The sequence below is a fragment of the Ensifer adhaerens genome, from assembly GCF_001270265.1.
GTDB lineage: Bacteria > Pseudomonadota > Alphaproteobacteria > Rhizobiales > Rhizobiaceae > Ensifer > Ensifer adhaerens_B.
This window is the reverse complement of the sequence record NZ_LGAP01000014.1, coordinates 65,681-80,385: the sequence shown is the minus strand read 5'-3', so window position 1 is coordinate 80,385 and position 14,705 is coordinate 65,681. Positions and strand designations below refer to the sequence as shown.

Genomic DNA, 14,705 nt, shown 5'->3' with positions numbered 1-14,705 from the left:
AGGTTTCAGATGCCAGCTTATTCTTTCTCCCTACGGGGCGGCGTGCAGTTCTGAAGTAGACGCTTGAGAGCACTCGCGCTCTTTAGCTGTTCAAGTCAGGACCTGTTTCGCTGACTTTGGTCTTCCCTTGATGCGGAAGCTACCAATCCATTGATGCCGATCGGAAAATCGTTTCCCTTTCTCGGCATGTTTCATTGACTAGAATTTTGAGGCCAGTGCTTTTGGCATTGGGCAATCGTTATGGCTTTTACTCGTTTCGCCTTGCGTGGCGGTGCGTTCCGCAGCGTTCTCGGTTTCACCTGGGTCCATTGGAAGCGCCAGCCGCTTCGCCTTTGCTTCATCCTCGGCGCCGTTCTGTTTTCGACGCTCGCGGATGTCTTGACGCCGCTTTACTCCGGTCGGCTGGTCGACGCGGTCGTGACCGGTGCTGCCTCCGACCAGGTGGCCTGGGATGCAGCACTTGCTGCGTTCTGGACGATGACGGCCTTGTCGCTCGGCGCCATCATTTTCCGGCATTTTACCTTCATGGGTGTCGTCGATCTGACGCTCAAGATGATGTCCGACATCGCCTCGGCGGCCTTCTTCCGCATTCAGCGGTTCTCGTCCGATTGGCATGCCAACAGCTTTGCCGGCTCGACGGTGCGTAAGGTGACGCGCGGCATGTGGGCGCTGGATCTGTTGAACGACACGCTGCTGATCGCGCTGTTTCCGTCGGTCATCATGCTGGTCGGCTCGACCGCTCTGATGGCGTGGTACTGGCCGATGATGGGTGTCATCATCGGCGTGGGCTCGCTCATCTTCATCGCTGCAACGGTCACGTTGTCGCTGGGCTACGTCGCGCCGATGGCGCGTCTGGCCAACAGCTGGGACACCAAGCTCGGCGGCTCGCTTGCCGATGCGGTCAGCTGCAACAACGTCGTGAAGGGCTTCGGCGCCGAAAAGCGCGAGGATGCCCGGCTCGTCAAGGTTCTGGCCAAATGGCGGGATCGCACGGGTCGGACCTGGGTGCGCGGAACGGTGAACGGTACGACGCAGGGTGCGCTACTGCTCGTCCTCAGGGCGGCGGTCATCGGCTTTGCGCTGTTTCTCTGGTCGCGCGGGCAAGCGACAGCGGGCGATATCACCTTCGTGCTGACTTCCTTCTTCATCCTGCAGGGTTACCTGCGTGAAGTCGGCATGCACATCCGCAACCTGCAGCGGTCCGTCAACGATATGGAAGAGCTGGTGGACATTCACGCCCAGCCGCTCGGTATCGAAGACAAGGCCGATGCAAAGCCGATCCGGATCACCGATGGTCGCATCGAGTTCAACGATGTGACCTTCCACTACGGCGCTCACCGCAAGCCGCTCTATGATCGGTTCTCGGTGACGATTCCTGCGGGTGAGCGTGTCGGCCTTGTTGGACATTCCGGCTCGGGCAAGACGACTTTCGTCAAGCTGATCCAGCGCCTGCACGACCTGAAGTCCGGCCAGATCCGGATCGACGGTCAGGATATCGCCGGCGTTGCCCAGGCTTCGCTGCGCCAACAGATCGCGATCGTCCAGCAGGAGCCGATCCTGTTCCACCGCTCGCTTGCTGAGAATATCGCCTATGCCAGGCCGACGGCCACGCAAGCGGAGATCGAGAAGGCGGCAAAGCTTGCGAGCGCCCACGATTTCATCACGGCGCTGCCGAAAGGTTACGGCACTCTGGTGGGCGAACGTGGCGTCAAGCTGTCGGGCGGCGAGCGCCAGCGTATCGCCATCGCCCGAGCCTTCCTGGCGGATGCACCGATCCTCATTCTGGACGAGGCGACCTCGAGCCTCGATTCGGAATCGGAAGTGCTGATCCAGCAGGCAATGGAGCGGTTGATGTTGGGGCGCACCACCCTGGTGATCGCCCATCGGCTGTCGACCGTGCGCGCGCTCGACCGATTGCTGGTGTTCAGCCACGGCCGCATCGCCGAGGAGGGCACGCACGAGGCGCTCATTCGCCTCGACGGCGGCATCTACCGGGGCCTGTTCGAGCGGCAGGCGCTGGAACTGACCAAGGGCCTCGTGCTCAACGACAGCTGAGGTCAGGTGCAAGCCGCAAACGGTGAAATGCACGGACGCCGGTACATGAGTGTGCCGGCGTCTTGCGTTTCGCTTTCCTTGGCCGGGGCGTCATCGACGCAATCTTGTGAATGCGACACCTACCGGCGCAGCCATGCGTCGATGCCGCGCGCGGCGGCGCGGCCGGTGGCGAAACAGGCGGTGAGCAGATAGCCGCCGGTCGGCGCTTCCCAGTCGATCATTTCACCGGCGACGAAAATGCCCGGCAGCGCCTTGAGCATGTAGGCGTCATCCATGGCGCTCCAACGCACACCGCCTGCCGATGAAATCGCCTCGGCGATGGGGCGGGGACGAAGAACGGCAATTGGCAGTGACTTGATGCGTTCGGCAAGCGCATTCGGATCGGCGCGTGGCGCCTCGGGGGCAATCTCGCGCAGCAGCGCCGACTTGACCCCCTCCAGCCCAGCGCCTTTGCGCAGGCGATTGGAAAAACTCATCTTGCTGTCCTGGCGCGCAAGGTCTTTGGCCAGCCGGTCGCCGGTTCGTCCAGGCGCAAGATCGATGGTCAAAACTGCCGTCCCCTGCGCCTGCAGGCGATCGCGCAATTGTGCCGTATGGGCATAGATGAGGCTGCCTTCGATGCCGTGACGGGTGATGACGAATTCGCCGGGGATCGTGCCCGCCTCTGAACTTGCCGTCACGGATTTCAGCGCCTCTCCGGCAAAACGCTCACCGAACGTCTCGCTCCAGTCGACGTCGAAACCGCAATTGGCGGGGCGGAAGTCGGCGACATCGACACCTTTGTCTTTCAAAGCCGGGAGCCAGCTGGCATCCGATCCCAGCCGCGGGTAGCTTGCGCCGCCGAGCGCCAAAAGCGTCGCATCGCTGCGAACGACCTGGCGCCCATCCGGCGTGTCGAAGGTCAGCGCCTGACCCTCAAAGCCCGTCCAACGGTGTCGTGTCAGGATCTGCACGCCTTGGGATTCCAGCCTCTTGATCCAGGCGCGCAGCAGCGGCGAAGCCTTCATCACCTTTGGAAAGACCCGGCCGGAAGAGCCGACAAAGGTCTCCGTCCCGAGGTCCTCCGCCCAGGCGCGCACATCCGCGGGTGTGAAGGCGTCGAGCGCTGCGCGCAATCGCTCCGATGAGGCCGCGAAGCGACCGGCAAAGCGCGGGAAATCTTCGGAATGGGTGATGTTGAGGCCCGATTTGCCGGCAAGCAGAAACTTGCGCGCCACGGTCGGCATGCTGTCGTAGACCGTTACCGAATGGTTCTGCAGAGACAGGATTTCTGCCGCCATCAGCCCGCTCGGCCCCCCGCCGATGATCGCGATTTCGTTTCTTTTCATGCGCCCGTCCGGCATCCGATTCCGTAGCAGTCACTCTTGGCCCGTCAGCGCATCTCGCGCAAGGCGGGCGAATGCCGCTTCAATGCCGGGCGGCGGCATTCAGGCGTTTCTCGAGCCAGATGCTGTAGCGCGAGCCGGTAAAGCAGATGACGAAGTAGACCACTGCGGCAAAGACATAGGCCTCGGTATAGAAGCCGAGCCAGGTCGGGTCCGTAGCCGAGGTCTTGGCCGCATTCAAGAGGTCGTAGATGCCGATCACCGCCAGCAGCGACGTGTTGAGAACGATGCCGATCGAAAGATTGACGATCGCCGGGATGACGGCGCGCAGCGCCTGGGGAAGGACGACAAGGCGAACCGTCTGGGTATAGCCAAGACCAAGCGAAAGCGCTGCTTCCCGCTGCCCCCAGGGCACCACCTGCAGCCCGGCGCGAATGACTTCGGCGAGATAGGCGGAGAAGAACAGCGTCACGCCGATCTGCGCGCGCAACAGCTTGTCGATGGCAGCGCCGCTCGGCAGGGCGAGGGGAACGATCAGCATGGCCACGTAGAGCACGGCGATCATCGGCACACCGCGCAGTGTTTCGATGAATGCGATCGCCAAGGTCCGGACGATGCCCATACTCGATTGCCGGGCGAGCGCCAACAGAAGCGCGATCGGAAACGCGAAGGCCAGGCCGGCGATCGAGACGACCAGGGTGATCGGCAGCCCGCCCCAGTTGTTGGTCGATACCTGAGGAGGCGTCAGCGTGCCCGCCATCAGCAGCCAGCTCAAGACGAGCGCCGCGATCCATAGCGGCACCAGCCTGAAACTCCAGAAACGGGGCAGGGCGGACAACAACAGCAAGCTGAGCACGGTTGCAACGACTAGGGCGGGACGCCATTGCAGGTCCGGCGGAAAGAACGCGAAGAGGATGAAACGCAGCTTGGCGCCGATGAACGCCCAGCAGGCGCCGGCGCCATCGACGGCGCAATCCTTTGCCGTTCCCGTCCATACCGCGTCGAAGATTGCCCAGCGGAGGAAAGGTTGCAGAAGCCAGACAAAGATGCCGAAGGCAGCGAGCGTGATGAGGCTGTTGCCCCAGCCGCCGAAGAGGCCGCTTCGCCAGCGGTGCCAGTCCGGCGCGGCGGGTGGCGGCAGTTCGATGTGGCTCATCGCCGTGTCTCCCCGCGAAGGACGATGCGGCTGTTGTAGCGGTTCATAAGTGCGGACACCGAAAGGCTCAGGGTGAGATAGACGGTGGCGATGATGCAGATCGCTTCGAGTGCCTGGCCGGTGGTGTTTGCGGTGGTGTTGGCGACGCTGACGATATCGGGATAGCCGATGGCGACAGCGAGGCTGGAATTCTTCGTCAGATCGAGAAAGCTCGAGATCATCAGCGGCGTGATGACGCGCAACGCCTGTGGCAGGACGATAAGACGCATGATCTGCGCCGGTTTCAAGCCGAGGGCGCGTGCGGCTTCCCATTGGCCTGATTTCACCGACTGGATGCCGCTGCGCACGATTTCGGAAATCGACGCCGACGCGTTGACGACAAGGCCGATCAAAAGCGCGAAGAACTCCGGCGTCAGTGTGAGGCCGCCCTTGATGTTGAAGCCGCCTTTGGTCGGCAGATCGATCGTGGCCGCAAGGCCGAAAGAGGTGAGCGCGAGGTAGCAGACGACTAGCGACCCGAGGACGGTCAAGGTGGCCTTCGGCAGGTAGAACGTGGCGCCGGTCAGGAGGCGCCGGGCAAGCGACAGCGATCCGTACGCCGTCAATAGGATTGCGGGAAGCCAGATCGCCCATGAAAGCCCCTGCAGCGAAACGGACGGGACATAGACGCCGCGATTGCTGAGATAGACGCTTTCCAGGAAGGCATAGGCGCCGCGTGGCGGCGGCAGCGCGTGGATGATCGCGCTCCAGAGGAAGAGCTGCAGCAAGAGCGGTGTGTTGCGCACCAGCTCGACATAGCCATGCACGAAGGTTGCCAGCAGCAGGTTGCCCGACAGCCGGGCGATGCCAAGGGCAACGCCGAGAACCGTGGCGAGCACGCAGCCGACGACGGCGACCTTGACAGTGTTGGCAAGGCCGGCCGCAAGCGCGCGGGCGTAGGTGTCTCCGGCCGAATAGCGAAGCACGCTCTCACCGATTTCGAAATTCGCCTGATGGAAGAGAAAGTCGAAACCCGGAGTGAGGCCCATGCGTTGCATGCTGTCGACGGTGTTGGAGCCGAAGAGTGCAAAGATCGCAAGCACACCGGCAAACAGGAGAACCTGTTGAAGTGGCGAGGGACCGAGCCAGGTGCGCAATCGGGAGGGAAGTCCGGGCCCTTGCGGGCCCGGTCGAAGAGTGAATGTCATCGCAGATACCGGCAACGGCTCAACGAAACGGCGGCGAATAGAGAAGGCCGCCGGCGGTCCAGGGCTGGTTGTAACCGCGGTCGAAGTTGAGCGGCGTGCCCTCGCCGACGTTGCGATCGAAGATCTCGCCGTAGTTTCCGACCGCCTTGACGATGTTGTAGGCGAACTTCGGATCGAGGCCGATGGCTTCGCCGAGTGACGGATCGACGCCGAGGAAGCGCTTGATGCCCGGATCTTCGCTGGTGAGGAAGCTGTCGACGTTCTTCTGGGTGATGCCGAATTCTTCCGCCTGGATCGTGGCGTAAACGGTCCAGTTGACGATCTCCAGCCACTGGTCGTCGCCGGCGCGGATGGCCGGTGCCAGCGGTTCCTTCGACAGGCGCTCGGGCAGAAGGACATAGTCATCCGGCTTGGTAAGCTGCGTGCGCTTGGCGGCAAGGTCGGTGGCGTCCTGGGTGAGGGCATCGACGCGGCCGGAATCGAGCGCCTTCAGGAACTCGCCGGTTTCCTCGATCGTGACAGGTGTGAAGGCCTTGCCGCTCTTGCGGAAGAAGTCGGCGATGTTGAGTTCGCCGGTCGTGCCGCTCTGCACGCCGATGGTTGCGCCGTCGAGCTCCTCGCCCTTGGAAACCCCGAGATCCTTGCGCACCAGCAGACCCTGGCCGTCGTAGAAAACCACCGGACCGAAATGGAAGCCGAGCTTGAACGCTCTGGTCACGGTCTGGGTGACGCCGGAGAGCAGGATGTCGAATTCACCCGACTGCAGGGCGGGCAGTCGCTGCTGCGGCGACGAGTTGGTGAACTCGACCTTCTCGGCGTCATTGAAGACGGTGACTGCAAGTGCGCGGCCGAAATCAACGAAGAAACCCTGCCAGCGGCCATTGCTATCCGGCGTGAAGAAGCCCGGAGTGGTACCGACGCCGACCTTGATGAGGCCACGCGCCTTGATCTTGTCGAGGGTTTCGCCCGCAAGTGCCGAGGAGGCGATCAGGGCTGCGGTGAGGGCCGCTGTTGCTGCAAATGCCTTTGTGAAAAATCTGCTTCCGATAGAATTTCGCTGCATGAAGAGGCTCCTGGCCATGATGTTCGTCCGTCGCGCCGCCCGTGAAATCCTGGGCTGCAACTGAAGTAAGTTTTAAATCTATAGAAATTATAGAATAGGGATAAATGTGCTGAATCTCCGCCGTTGCGGGAAGAAATTTCCGATCTGAACGGAAAATGGCGCGGATGGCAGCTCGGAGACGAAGCGGCCGCCACTTCCCACAAAGTTAGCTAAGGGTGGTGAGACGACGAGGGCTTAGCTCTTCGCATTCTTTTCGAGAGGGGCTTTCCAGGTCCTCTCGTCGCTGCAACGCAGGCGAAGATCCCCGGCACGAGGAGCAAGAGAGCATGGCCTTCGCCGTAGCAATACGTCGCACTGATGATGGCCAATCCAACAATTCCAAGGAGTGGACGCTTGATGACGCAGATCAGCTATAGTGAGCAGAGCATGGCGAGCGCCATCACTGGCACGCCCACAAGCAGAACAAAAAACAGCTGTCCCGTTTCCAACTCGGCCTTCCGTCTGCGCCACAAGCCAACGTGCTGCAGTCCAATGCCCGGGGCGACCATGCAATAATTTCGTCAGATTTTGCGGACACCTAGCTTCCGCCCCTCTGGTCCATTATCTCGTAGGCGATGCAGCTGTTTTCCGAAAAATGGTGGGAGAAGATCAGATGGGGCGCGCCGACCTCGGTGGCCTTGCACCTGCTTGTGATCGTTCTCGTGCTGTTTCACTTGCCGGATGAAGCGCCCAAGCCGCAGGGCGAGCAGAGCATCAACGTCGAAATCGTATCTCCACCGCAGCCCAAGCAGGAAGAAAAGCCCAAGCAGGAAGCTCAGCCGAAGAAGGAACAGCCGAAGCCCCAGCGGGCGCCCGCCCGCCAGCAGCCGCAGGCGTTCGAATCGGCCGCCGCCAAGACCAAGCAGGAGGCCAAAGTCGCTCAGCTTCCGCCCACCGCAAAAGCCGAAAAAAAGGATGTGGTGAACGAGCCGAAGAAAGCGGCTGCGGCCGATGCCACGGAGAAGGCGGAGAAAGTGGAGGCGAAGGCGCAGAAGCAGCCGGAGACGGAAAAACCTGCGCCGCAGCAGCTTGCAGTCCTTTCGAGCACTGCCAATGGCGAGAAAAGCGCTGCCGAGAAGAGGCCAGCTGTCGAGGCGGATGCCGACAACGCGGTGCCTAAAGCCGATCCGGTGCCGGTGCGCAAACCCACCGACGACAAGGAAAAAAGCGACGAAGCCGATGGCAAGGCCGAGGCGAAGGCGAAGTTGCCATCCGATCGTTTCGTCGAGGCCGAGGAGCTTTTTTCTGAGAAGTCGGTGGCCGATCCGCGCGTCAAGCAGGCGATGGGTCAGCTGCCAGTCAAGAAGCGCATACTCCAGCTCTGCAGCATTGAAGCCCTGGAGCAGATCCGCCGACAGCGGCCAAAGGATTTTCCGGATATGCTCGTGCCCTTCGGGCCATCCGGCGGGTTTATCGGCAAGGACCAGATCGATGCGAGCGGCGGAGCCTATCGCAGCAAGGGCAATTGGTACGACGTCGACTTCAAGTGCAAGGTCGACCTCGAGACGGTCGAGGTTATCTCGTTCAGCTATGCGATCGGCGGCATCGTGCCGGAAATGGCCTGGAAGAGCCGCAAGCTGCCGACGAACTAGACCTGCTTTGTCGGGGCGTCGGAGGTCTGCGGCCACGATGAGCAAAGACGTATCCCATCGTCTTGCGGACTTCTCATAGAACTATTCCATTTTTGCGATGCCGTTTTGTCGCGGGGGAGAGTAGCTTCCAGCCAAATAAGGCGACGGTCGTTTGCGGCGGATCGCCATCTGGCAGAACGGGGAAAAGGCTACATGTCGGCAAACACGCGTCAAAGGCTTCGCGATCTCGGATTCTGCCCCGGCGTCTATGAGACCGGTTCGTTGAACGCGATCACCGACGTCGCCGTTGGCCATGCGACTATCGTCGAGGGCGACAGGATCCGCACCGGCGCGACCGCCATTTTTCCCCACCCGGGCAATCTGTTCCAGGACAAGGTGCCGGCGGCGCTGGCGGTGCTCAACGGTTTCGGCAAGTTTGTCGGCTCCACCCAGATCGCCGAACTGGGCGAGATCGAAACGCCCATCGTGCTGACCAATACGCTGGCGACCGGGCGGGCGATTGAGGCGATCAACCGCTTTACACTGGCCCAGCAGGGCAACGAAAAGGTCGTGTCGCTCAATGCCGTCGTCGGCGAGACCAATGACTCCCGGCTGAACGATATCCGCGCCGGTCGCCCGACGATCGATGAGATCGGCAAGGCGCTTGCCGCCGCAACACCCGGCCCGGTCGAAGAGGGCGCCGTCGGCGCTGGCACCGGAACGGTCGCCTTCGGTCTCAAGGGCGGGATCGGCACCAGTTCGCGCCGCGTCAAGACCGCGGGCGAAATCTTTACTGTCGGCGTGCTGGTGCAGTCCAATTACGGCGGCCGCCTGCTCATCTGCGGCCAGCCCTACGATGCGCCGTCCAGCCATGATCGCGACGGTTCTATCGTCATCGTCGTCGCCACCGACGCGCCGTTGTCGGCGCGCAACCTCAAGCGTCTGGCCGAACGCGCCTTTGGCGGCCTGGCCCGCACCGGTGCCGCCCTCAGCAATGGCTCCGGCGACTATGCGTTGGCGTTCTCGGCCGCTGAAGCTGTCCGTCGCACGCGGGAACGGCGCGCAGCGATCGCCAGCTATCCCGACATGCCGAACGACCTGATGTCGCCGCTGTTCGAAGCGACGATCGAAGCGACCGAAGAGGCAATCCTCAATTCGCTGGTTGCGGCGCAATCCATGAGCGGCTTCAACGCCGCCGCCGGCAAGGCCAGTTCGGTGGAGGCGATCTCGCTCGACCGGCTCGCGGCCCTCAAGGCCTCCTGAATTCTTTTCCCTCAGACGGAGTTACCATGCCCAACCCGACCAGCCGTATCGTTTATCTGAACGGCGAGTTCGTTTCCGAGAACACGGCGCATCTCTCGATCTTCGACCGCGGCTTCCTGTTCGGTGACGGGATCTACGAAGTGACCGCAGTGCTCGAAGGCAAGCTCATTGATAGCGCGCTGCATATGGCGCGGCTCGAACGCTCCGCCCGCGAGATCGACGTGCCGCTTCCGGTGTCCGTTTCCGAAATCGTCGAGATCGAGCGCCGGCTGGTGCGGGAAAACAAACTCGTCGAGGGGGTGGTCTATCTGCAGTTGACGCGTGGTGCCGAGGATCGCAACTTCCTGTTTTCAGGAGAGATCAAGCCGACGCTGCTTCTCTTCACCCAGGCAAAGACGCTCGAGCACGTGGCGGCGGTCGACAGGGGTGTTTCCGTCAAGTCGGTGGACGACCAGCGCTGGGCGCGACGCGATATCAAGAGCGTGTGTCTTTTGCCGCAGGTGATGGCGAAGCGTATCGCCAAGGCCGAAGGCTGCGACGAAGCCTGGATGATCGAGGACGGCTTTGTGACGGAAGGCGCGTCCTCCACCGCCTATATCGTCACGGACGATGGCAGGATTGTCACCCGCGGCAACAGCCATGCGACACTGCCCGGCTGCACGCGACTTGCCGCACTGGAATTGGCCCGCGAGCAGGGACTGACGATCGAGGAGCGGCCGTTTTCGCTAGACGAAGCGCTGCGTGCCCGCGAGGCCTGCCTGACAAGTGCGTCGAACTTCGTCGTTCCGGTCACGCGCATCGACGGGAAGCCTGTCGGCGATGGCACGCCTGGGCCGATGGTCAAGCGGCTACGTGAACTCTATATGGAAAACGCCCGCCGCACGGCGATCTAGGCTTGCGTTCCGGACTTGGCGGCCCCGTCTCTCGCGCGATCAGGCCGCCACAACCTCCTGCGATTGCCAGATGCGTCCAACGACCGGGCGCCGGTTGTCCTTGGCGCGGTAGAGCCGGATTTCGACACTGATATCCCAGCGGGGATCGGCGGCGCGGACCAGTGCGCCGGAGGCAAGCTCGGTCACCATCAGGCTTTCCGGCACCCAAGCGATGCCCCAACCGGCCTGCGCCATCGCCTTCAGGCCGACAGACATGCTGCCTTCATGTACCCGTTGAAACGGTGGGAGGTCTGCGCCGACCAATTCGCCCAGCAACTGCCCGAAGAACGACGACTTCTCGTAGCTGATATGGGGGAAGGGCTTTGCGCCGCCTTCGAGCACGTGCGCGGCTGACCCGGTTTCATCAGGTGCCGAAACCGGAATGATCTTTTCGTGGCCGAGCGAACGGTGTTCGAACGCCTGCGGATCAAGGAGCAGCGGCACCTGGGTATGGGCATAGGTCAGGAGGAAGTCGCAGGAGCCGTCGACCAGCGAGTTGAGGTTCTCCTCCATGCTGCCGGAATCCGGGCGAAGGCGCGAGAACACCGGGCCGGCCTTCCTGTTAATCCGGTTCATCCAGTCGGGAAAGAAGGTGAAGGAGAGCGTGTGGAGCGCCGTCACCTTGATCGTCTTGGCGTCCGAGCCCTCTTCCTTCTGCAGGTTGCGCCGGGATTGGTAGAGGTGCTTGAGGGTCTCCTGCGCCACCGGTACGAATTTCTGGCCCGCCTCGGTCAGCCGCGAGGGGTAGGTGGCGCGGTCGACAAGGCTCGCGCCGACCCAGGCTTCAAGCTGTTTGATCCGGCGGCTGAAGGCGGATTGGGTGACGTGCCGTTCGTCGGCTGCCTTTGAAAAATTGAGCGTGCTCGCCAGCGCCAGAAAGTCTTCGAGCCACTTGATTTCCAAAGCATGCACTCCTGAAAAGCGTCAATTTCCGCCTTGCGGCGGTAACCTGACCTCTTTTAGGCACAGTTGGGCATGCTTCAAGAAAAATCAGCCGCGACGGCGGTATTCCATCATCCGCGCGCGGCTGAGCACAAGTTCCACCCTGCTATCGTCGAGGATATGCAGGCAGACACGCTTCGTCCACGGACCGTCATGGAGGGTGAACAGGAAACGGCTGTTGCCGAGCGCGGTGAGAGGCATCGTGTGACGCACCGGGCCGACGCCCATCAGCACCGCCCCGTCGCGAATCTCGAACTCGGTCCCTTCCGGGGATTGCCACGTTCCAGAAAGAGATGTCGGCACCGCTTGTTCCCCGGTGACGGGCAGGAAGCGTCGCGCCGCATGGCCCGCCTCGCCGACAAGCGCCGATCCCTCCATCAGCAACCGCATCGGCGAGGAGGCCGAGCGCGACGATACCCAGCCGTCGCCGTCGTCGTAAAGCGTGTCGTCGGCATCGAGATAGGTGCAGACACTGCCCTTGATCTCGAGCCACCACGGACCCTGTTCCGTCACATAGAGACCGTCGGGAATGCCGGTTGCCTGTGTCGGCAGCGGCAGGCCGGTGAGCGCGGCCATGCTTTCGAGGGCGATCTTGTGGCCGTTCGTGTCTTCGCGGTTGGAGACGACGACCAAGCCCGACCGGCTTTCTGCGTCGAGCAGGAAGTAGGTCTTGTAGCCCGGATGCGAGCCGCCGTGGCCGACGAAGCTGCGGTCGCCGAGCGTCGACAGGCGCAGGCCGAGGCTGTAGCCGCTCGGCCGTCCGTCCGCCAGGAAGCGTGTGGCCTTCAACTTCTCCAGCACCCCTTCGAAATGGCCCTGCCCACGCGTCAATGCCTGCAGCCAGGCAACGAGCGCATTGGCGCTACCCGTCAGGCTGCCGGAAGCGGAGATATGCAGGCCGGCCGCGGAGAGCTGCCAGCGCTCGCCGTTATGCCAATAGCCCGGCACCAGGCCTTTTACCGGATCGTTCCAGACGTCCGGCGCCTTGAACGCCACGCCGAGCGGCCCAGAAACATCGCTCTGGATGAAGTCGTCGAAGGCAAAGCCTTTACGCTCCAGCGCCGCCTCGACGAGACGATAGCCGGTGTTGGAGTAGGAGACTTCGCTGCCGGCGTCGAAATTCAGCCGCCGCAACCGCGCCAGAAATGCAAGAAGCGGTGCGGCCTGGGTTTCCGTGTAGACGGAGAGGCCAAGCAGCGACAGGCATTCGCGCGTGTCCGGCAGGCCGCCGCTCATGTCGAGCGCCTGGCCGACCGTCACGTCGGCAAGCGGCGAGGCGAGTTCTGGCAGATGCTGCCCAAGCCGGTCGTCGAGCTTGATGATGTCGTCATGGCCAAGAACCATGGCACAGAAGAAATGCTTGGTGACCGAGGCATAGCGTACGACGCTTTCGGCCGAAAACGGCGCGAGCGTCGCCAGGCTCTCGACGCCGCGCGCATGCGAAAAGCGGATGCCGCTGTCATCGAAGCCGACGATCGCGCCGCCCGGTTCGTTCTCCGCCCACTGCCTGGCGAAACCTTCGGCGGTAGCAGATGCGGCGTGCCAATCGAGATGTGCCGGCATGTTGTCTTCCATTGCGTTTGTTGTCACCAAGGGGGCGAAGTCAGGCGGGCTCTTCCAACCCGACGCTCAGCATGCGCAGTTCGGTCGTATGGGCATGGCTTGTCTTGCCCGCTCGAAGGTCCTGCGCACTCAGTTGCTCCACCATTTCGCCGTTCAGCATGACCCCAACCTGACCACAGAGATGGGCGATGACGGCCAGGTTGTGGCTGACGAGAATGTAGGTGAGGTTTCGCGCTTCGCGAAGGTCGGACAAAAGGTTGAGGATTTCCGCCTGCACCGAAACGTCGAGCGCGCTCGTCGGCTCGTCGAGCAGCAGCACCTGCGGGTCGGCAATCAGCGCCCGGGCGATCGCCACGCGCTGGCGCTGGCCGCCGGAAAGCTGGTGTGGAAACCGGAAGCGGGCCGCCTGCGGCAGCGCCACGTCGGAAAGCGCCTGGACGATGCGCTTGTCGATGTTGTCCATGCCGTGCACCAGCGGCAACTCGCTGAGAATACGATCGATCGTCTGGCGCGGATGCAGCGAGCCATAGGGGTCCTGGAACACCATCTGCACCCGGCGAAAGAAGCCCGGCGGGCGCTTCAGCGCAGCCGGCTCTCCGCCAAAGGCGATGCGGCCCTCCCAGCTTTCGTTGAGCCCGGCCATCGCCCTGAGGATCGTGGATTTGCCCGAGCCGCTTTCGCCGACAATGCCGAAGCTGTCGCCCTTCTTTACCGAAAACGAGACACCTTTGACGACCTCGCGGTCGCCAAACCTTATGCGGAGATTTTCAACGTCGATCATGCGGTGAGCCACGATGCATCGCGGTTGAGAACAGGCAGCCGGTCCCTGGGATGCGTAAGGGAGGGCATGCAGTTGAGGAGCCCCTTGGTATAGGGGTGGCGCGCATTCAGCAGTTCCGAGGCTTTCAGTTCTTCCATGACCCGCCCGGAATACATCACCGCGACGCGATCGCAGAAATGCGAAACGAGCGGCAGGTCGTGGCTGATGAGAATGAGGCCCATGTTGCGCTCGGATACCAGCTCTTCGATCAGCCGCAGGATCTCTGCCTGCACGGTCGCGTCGAGCGCGCTCGTCGGTTCGTCGGCGATCAGCAGTTCCGGATCGGGCGCCAGCATCATCGCGATCATAACTCGCTGCCCCATGCCGCCCGAGACCTCGTGTGGATAAGAGGCGGCGACTTCGCGCGGGTTGCGGATCTTGACCTGGTCGAGAAGATGGATCGCCGCCTCGAGCGCTTGCCTCTTGCTGCCGCCCTTGTGGGCGCGCCAGGCTTCTGCGACCTGCCGGCCGATATTCATCACCGGGTTCAGCGAGTATTTCGGGTCCTGCAGGATGAAGCCGGCCCGCTTGCCGCGGATCTGGCGCATCTGTTTTTCCGAAGCGGCCAACAAGTCTATCCCGTCGAAGGAAAGGCGGTCGGCGGTGATGGCGGCATTGGCGGGCAGCAGCTTCCTCAGCGCCCGCCCCGTCAGGCCCTTTCCCGGGCCCCTTTCCCCCACGATGCCGGGTTTCTCCGCGCCGAGCGAAAGCGAGACGCCGCGCCCCGCCCCGAACCAGGAAGAGCGGTTCTCGAAGGCGATGCGAAGGTTCTGGATGTCAACCAGCATG

At 62.6% G+C, this 14,705-nt stretch carries 12 protein-coding genes; 4 read left to right on the top strand and 8 right to left on the bottom strand.

The annotated features are described in order from the left end of the window. Positions 1 to 240 precede the first annotated feature (240 nt). Positions 241 to 2,055: an ABC transporter ATP-binding protein gene (locus AC244_RS20015; protein ID WP_053250578.1), complete on the top strand. Its 1,815-nt coding sequence runs from the start codon at positions 241 to 243 to the stop codon at positions 2,053 to 2,055. Positions 2,056 to 2,174: 119 nt separating this feature from the next. Here AC244_RS20015 and AC244_RS20010 read toward each other — a convergent pair whose 3' ends face one another. The 4 genes from AC244_RS20010 to AC244_RS19995 all read right to left on the bottom strand — a co-directional run bounded on the left by AC244_RS20010 (position 2,175) and on the right by AC244_RS19995 (position 6,786). Next, positions 2,175 to 3,383, bottom strand: coding sequence for a TIGR03862 family flavoprotein (locus AC244_RS20010; protein WP_053250629.1), 1,209 nt, complete (start codon positions 3,381 to 3,383; stop codon positions 2,175 to 2,177). 79 nt (positions 3,384 to 3,462) lie between these two features. Continuing rightward, positions 3,463 to 4,536 (bottom strand): amino acid ABC transporter permease, encoded by a 1,074-nt coding sequence (locus AC244_RS20005; protein WP_053250577.1) that lies wholly within the window; start codon positions 4,534 to 4,536, stop codon positions 3,463 to 3,465. Beyond that, complete coding sequence (locus tag AC244_RS20000; protein WP_053250576.1) at positions 4,533 to 5,723, bottom strand: amino acid ABC transporter permease; 1,191 nt, start codon at positions 5,721 to 5,723, stop codon at positions 4,533 to 4,535. Before AC244_RS20000 ends, AC244_RS20005 begins: the two co-directional genes overlap by 4 nt. A gap of 19 nt (positions 5,724 to 5,742) precedes the next feature. Beyond that, positions 5,743 to 6,786 carry an amino acid ABC transporter substrate-binding protein gene (locus AC244_RS19995; RefSeq protein ID WP_053250628.1) on the bottom strand — a complete coding sequence of 348 codons (1,044 nt, stop codon included), beginning with the start codon at positions 6,784 to 6,786 and terminating at the stop codon, positions 5,743 to 5,745. 614 nt (positions 6,787 to 7,400) lie between these two features. Here AC244_RS19995 and AC244_RS19990 point away from each other — a divergent pair. The 3 genes from AC244_RS19990 to AC244_RS19980 all read left to right on the top strand — a co-directional run bounded on the left by AC244_RS19990 (position 7,401) and on the right by AC244_RS19980 (position 10,552). Further along, entirely contained in the window at positions 7,401 to 8,417 is a 1,017-nt protein-coding gene (locus tag AC244_RS19990) for a DUF930 domain-containing protein (protein ID WP_063934119.1), read from the top strand. Between the two features lie 192 nt (positions 8,418 to 8,609). Next, complete coding sequence (locus AC244_RS19985) at positions 8,610 to 9,659, top strand: P1 family peptidase (protein ID WP_053250574.1); 1,050 nt, start codon at positions 8,610 to 8,612, stop codon at positions 9,657 to 9,659. 26 nt (positions 9,660 to 9,685) lie between these two features. Further along, positions 9,686 to 10,552: a D-amino-acid transaminase gene (locus tag AC244_RS19980; protein ID WP_053250573.1), complete on the top strand. Its 867-nt coding sequence runs from the start codon at positions 9,686 to 9,688 to the stop codon at positions 10,550 to 10,552. 39 nt (positions 10,553 to 10,591) lie between these two features. Here the strand turns inward: AC244_RS19980 and AC244_RS19975 are convergent, their stop codons facing one another. From AC244_RS19975 to AC244_RS19960, 4 genes are all read right to left on the bottom strand, one after another. Further along, the gene (locus AC244_RS19975; protein ID WP_053250572.1) at positions 10,592 to 11,494 is read right to left on the bottom strand and encodes a LysR substrate-binding domain-containing protein; all 903 of its coding nucleotides are present in this window, start codon (positions 11,492 to 11,494) and stop codon (positions 10,592 to 10,594) included. Between the two features lie 87 nt (positions 11,495 to 11,581). Next, positions 11,582 to 13,096: a serine hydrolase domain-containing protein gene (locus AC244_RS19970; RefSeq protein ID WP_053250627.1), complete on the bottom strand. Its 1,515-nt coding sequence runs from the start codon at positions 13,094 to 13,096 to the stop codon at positions 11,582 to 11,584. Positions 13,097 to 13,136: 40 nt separating this feature from the next. Further along, positions 13,137 to 13,877 carry an ABC transporter ATP-binding protein gene (locus AC244_RS19965; RefSeq protein ID WP_053250571.1) on the bottom strand — a complete coding sequence of 247 codons (741 nt, stop codon included), beginning with the start codon at positions 13,875 to 13,877 and terminating at the stop codon, positions 13,137 to 13,139. Beyond that, the gene (locus AC244_RS19960) at positions 13,874 to 14,704 is read right to left on the bottom strand and encodes an ABC transporter ATP-binding protein (protein WP_053250570.1); all 831 of its coding nucleotides are present in this window, start codon (positions 14,702 to 14,704) and stop codon (positions 13,874 to 13,876) included. Before AC244_RS19960 ends, AC244_RS19965 begins: the two co-directional genes overlap by 4 nt. Between the last annotated feature and the right edge of the window lies 1 nt (position 14,705).

Bases quoted from the DNA above. Each gene is read 5' to 3' on its own strand.
- AC244_RS20015 (WP_053250578.1), top strand. From the start codon at position 241: ATGGCTTTTACTCGTTTCGCCTTGCGTGGCGGTGCGTTCCGCAGCGTT.
- AC244_RS20010 (WP_053250629.1), bottom strand. From the start codon at position 3,383: ATGAAAAGAAACGAAATCGCGATCATCGGCGGGGGGCCGAGCGGGCTG.
- AC244_RS20005 (WP_053250577.1), bottom strand. From the start codon at position 4,536: ATGAGCCACATCGAACTGCCGCCACCCGCCGCGCCGGACTGGCACCGC.
- AC244_RS20000 (WP_053250576.1), bottom strand. From the start codon at position 5,723: ATGACATTCACTCTTCGACCGGGCCCGCAAGGGCCCGGACTTCCCTCC.
- AC244_RS19995 (WP_053250628.1), bottom strand. From the start codon at position 6,786: ATGCAGCGAAATTCTATCGGAAGCAGATTTTTCACAAAGGCATTTGCA.
- AC244_RS19990 (WP_063934119.1), top strand. From the start codon at position 7,401: ATGCAGCTGTTTTCCGAAAAATGGTGGGAGAAGATCAGATGGGGCGCG.
- AC244_RS19985 (WP_053250574.1), top strand. From the start codon at position 8,610: ATGTCGGCAAACACGCGTCAAAGGCTTCGCGATCTCGGATTCTGCCCC.
- AC244_RS19980 (WP_053250573.1), top strand. From the start codon at position 9,686: ATGCCCAACCCGACCAGCCGTATCGTTTATCTGAACGGCGAGTTCGTT.
- AC244_RS19970 (WP_053250627.1), bottom strand. From the start codon at position 13,096: ATGCCGGCACATCTCGATTGGCACGCCGCATCTGCTACCGCCGAAGGT.
- AC244_RS19965 (WP_053250571.1), bottom strand. From the start codon at position 13,877: ATGATCGACGTTGAAAATCTCCGCATAAGGTTTGGCGACCGCGAGGTC.
- AC244_RS19960 (WP_053250570.1), bottom strand. From the start codon at position 14,704: ATGCTGGTTGACATCCAGAACCTTCGCATCGCCTTCGAGAACCGCTCT.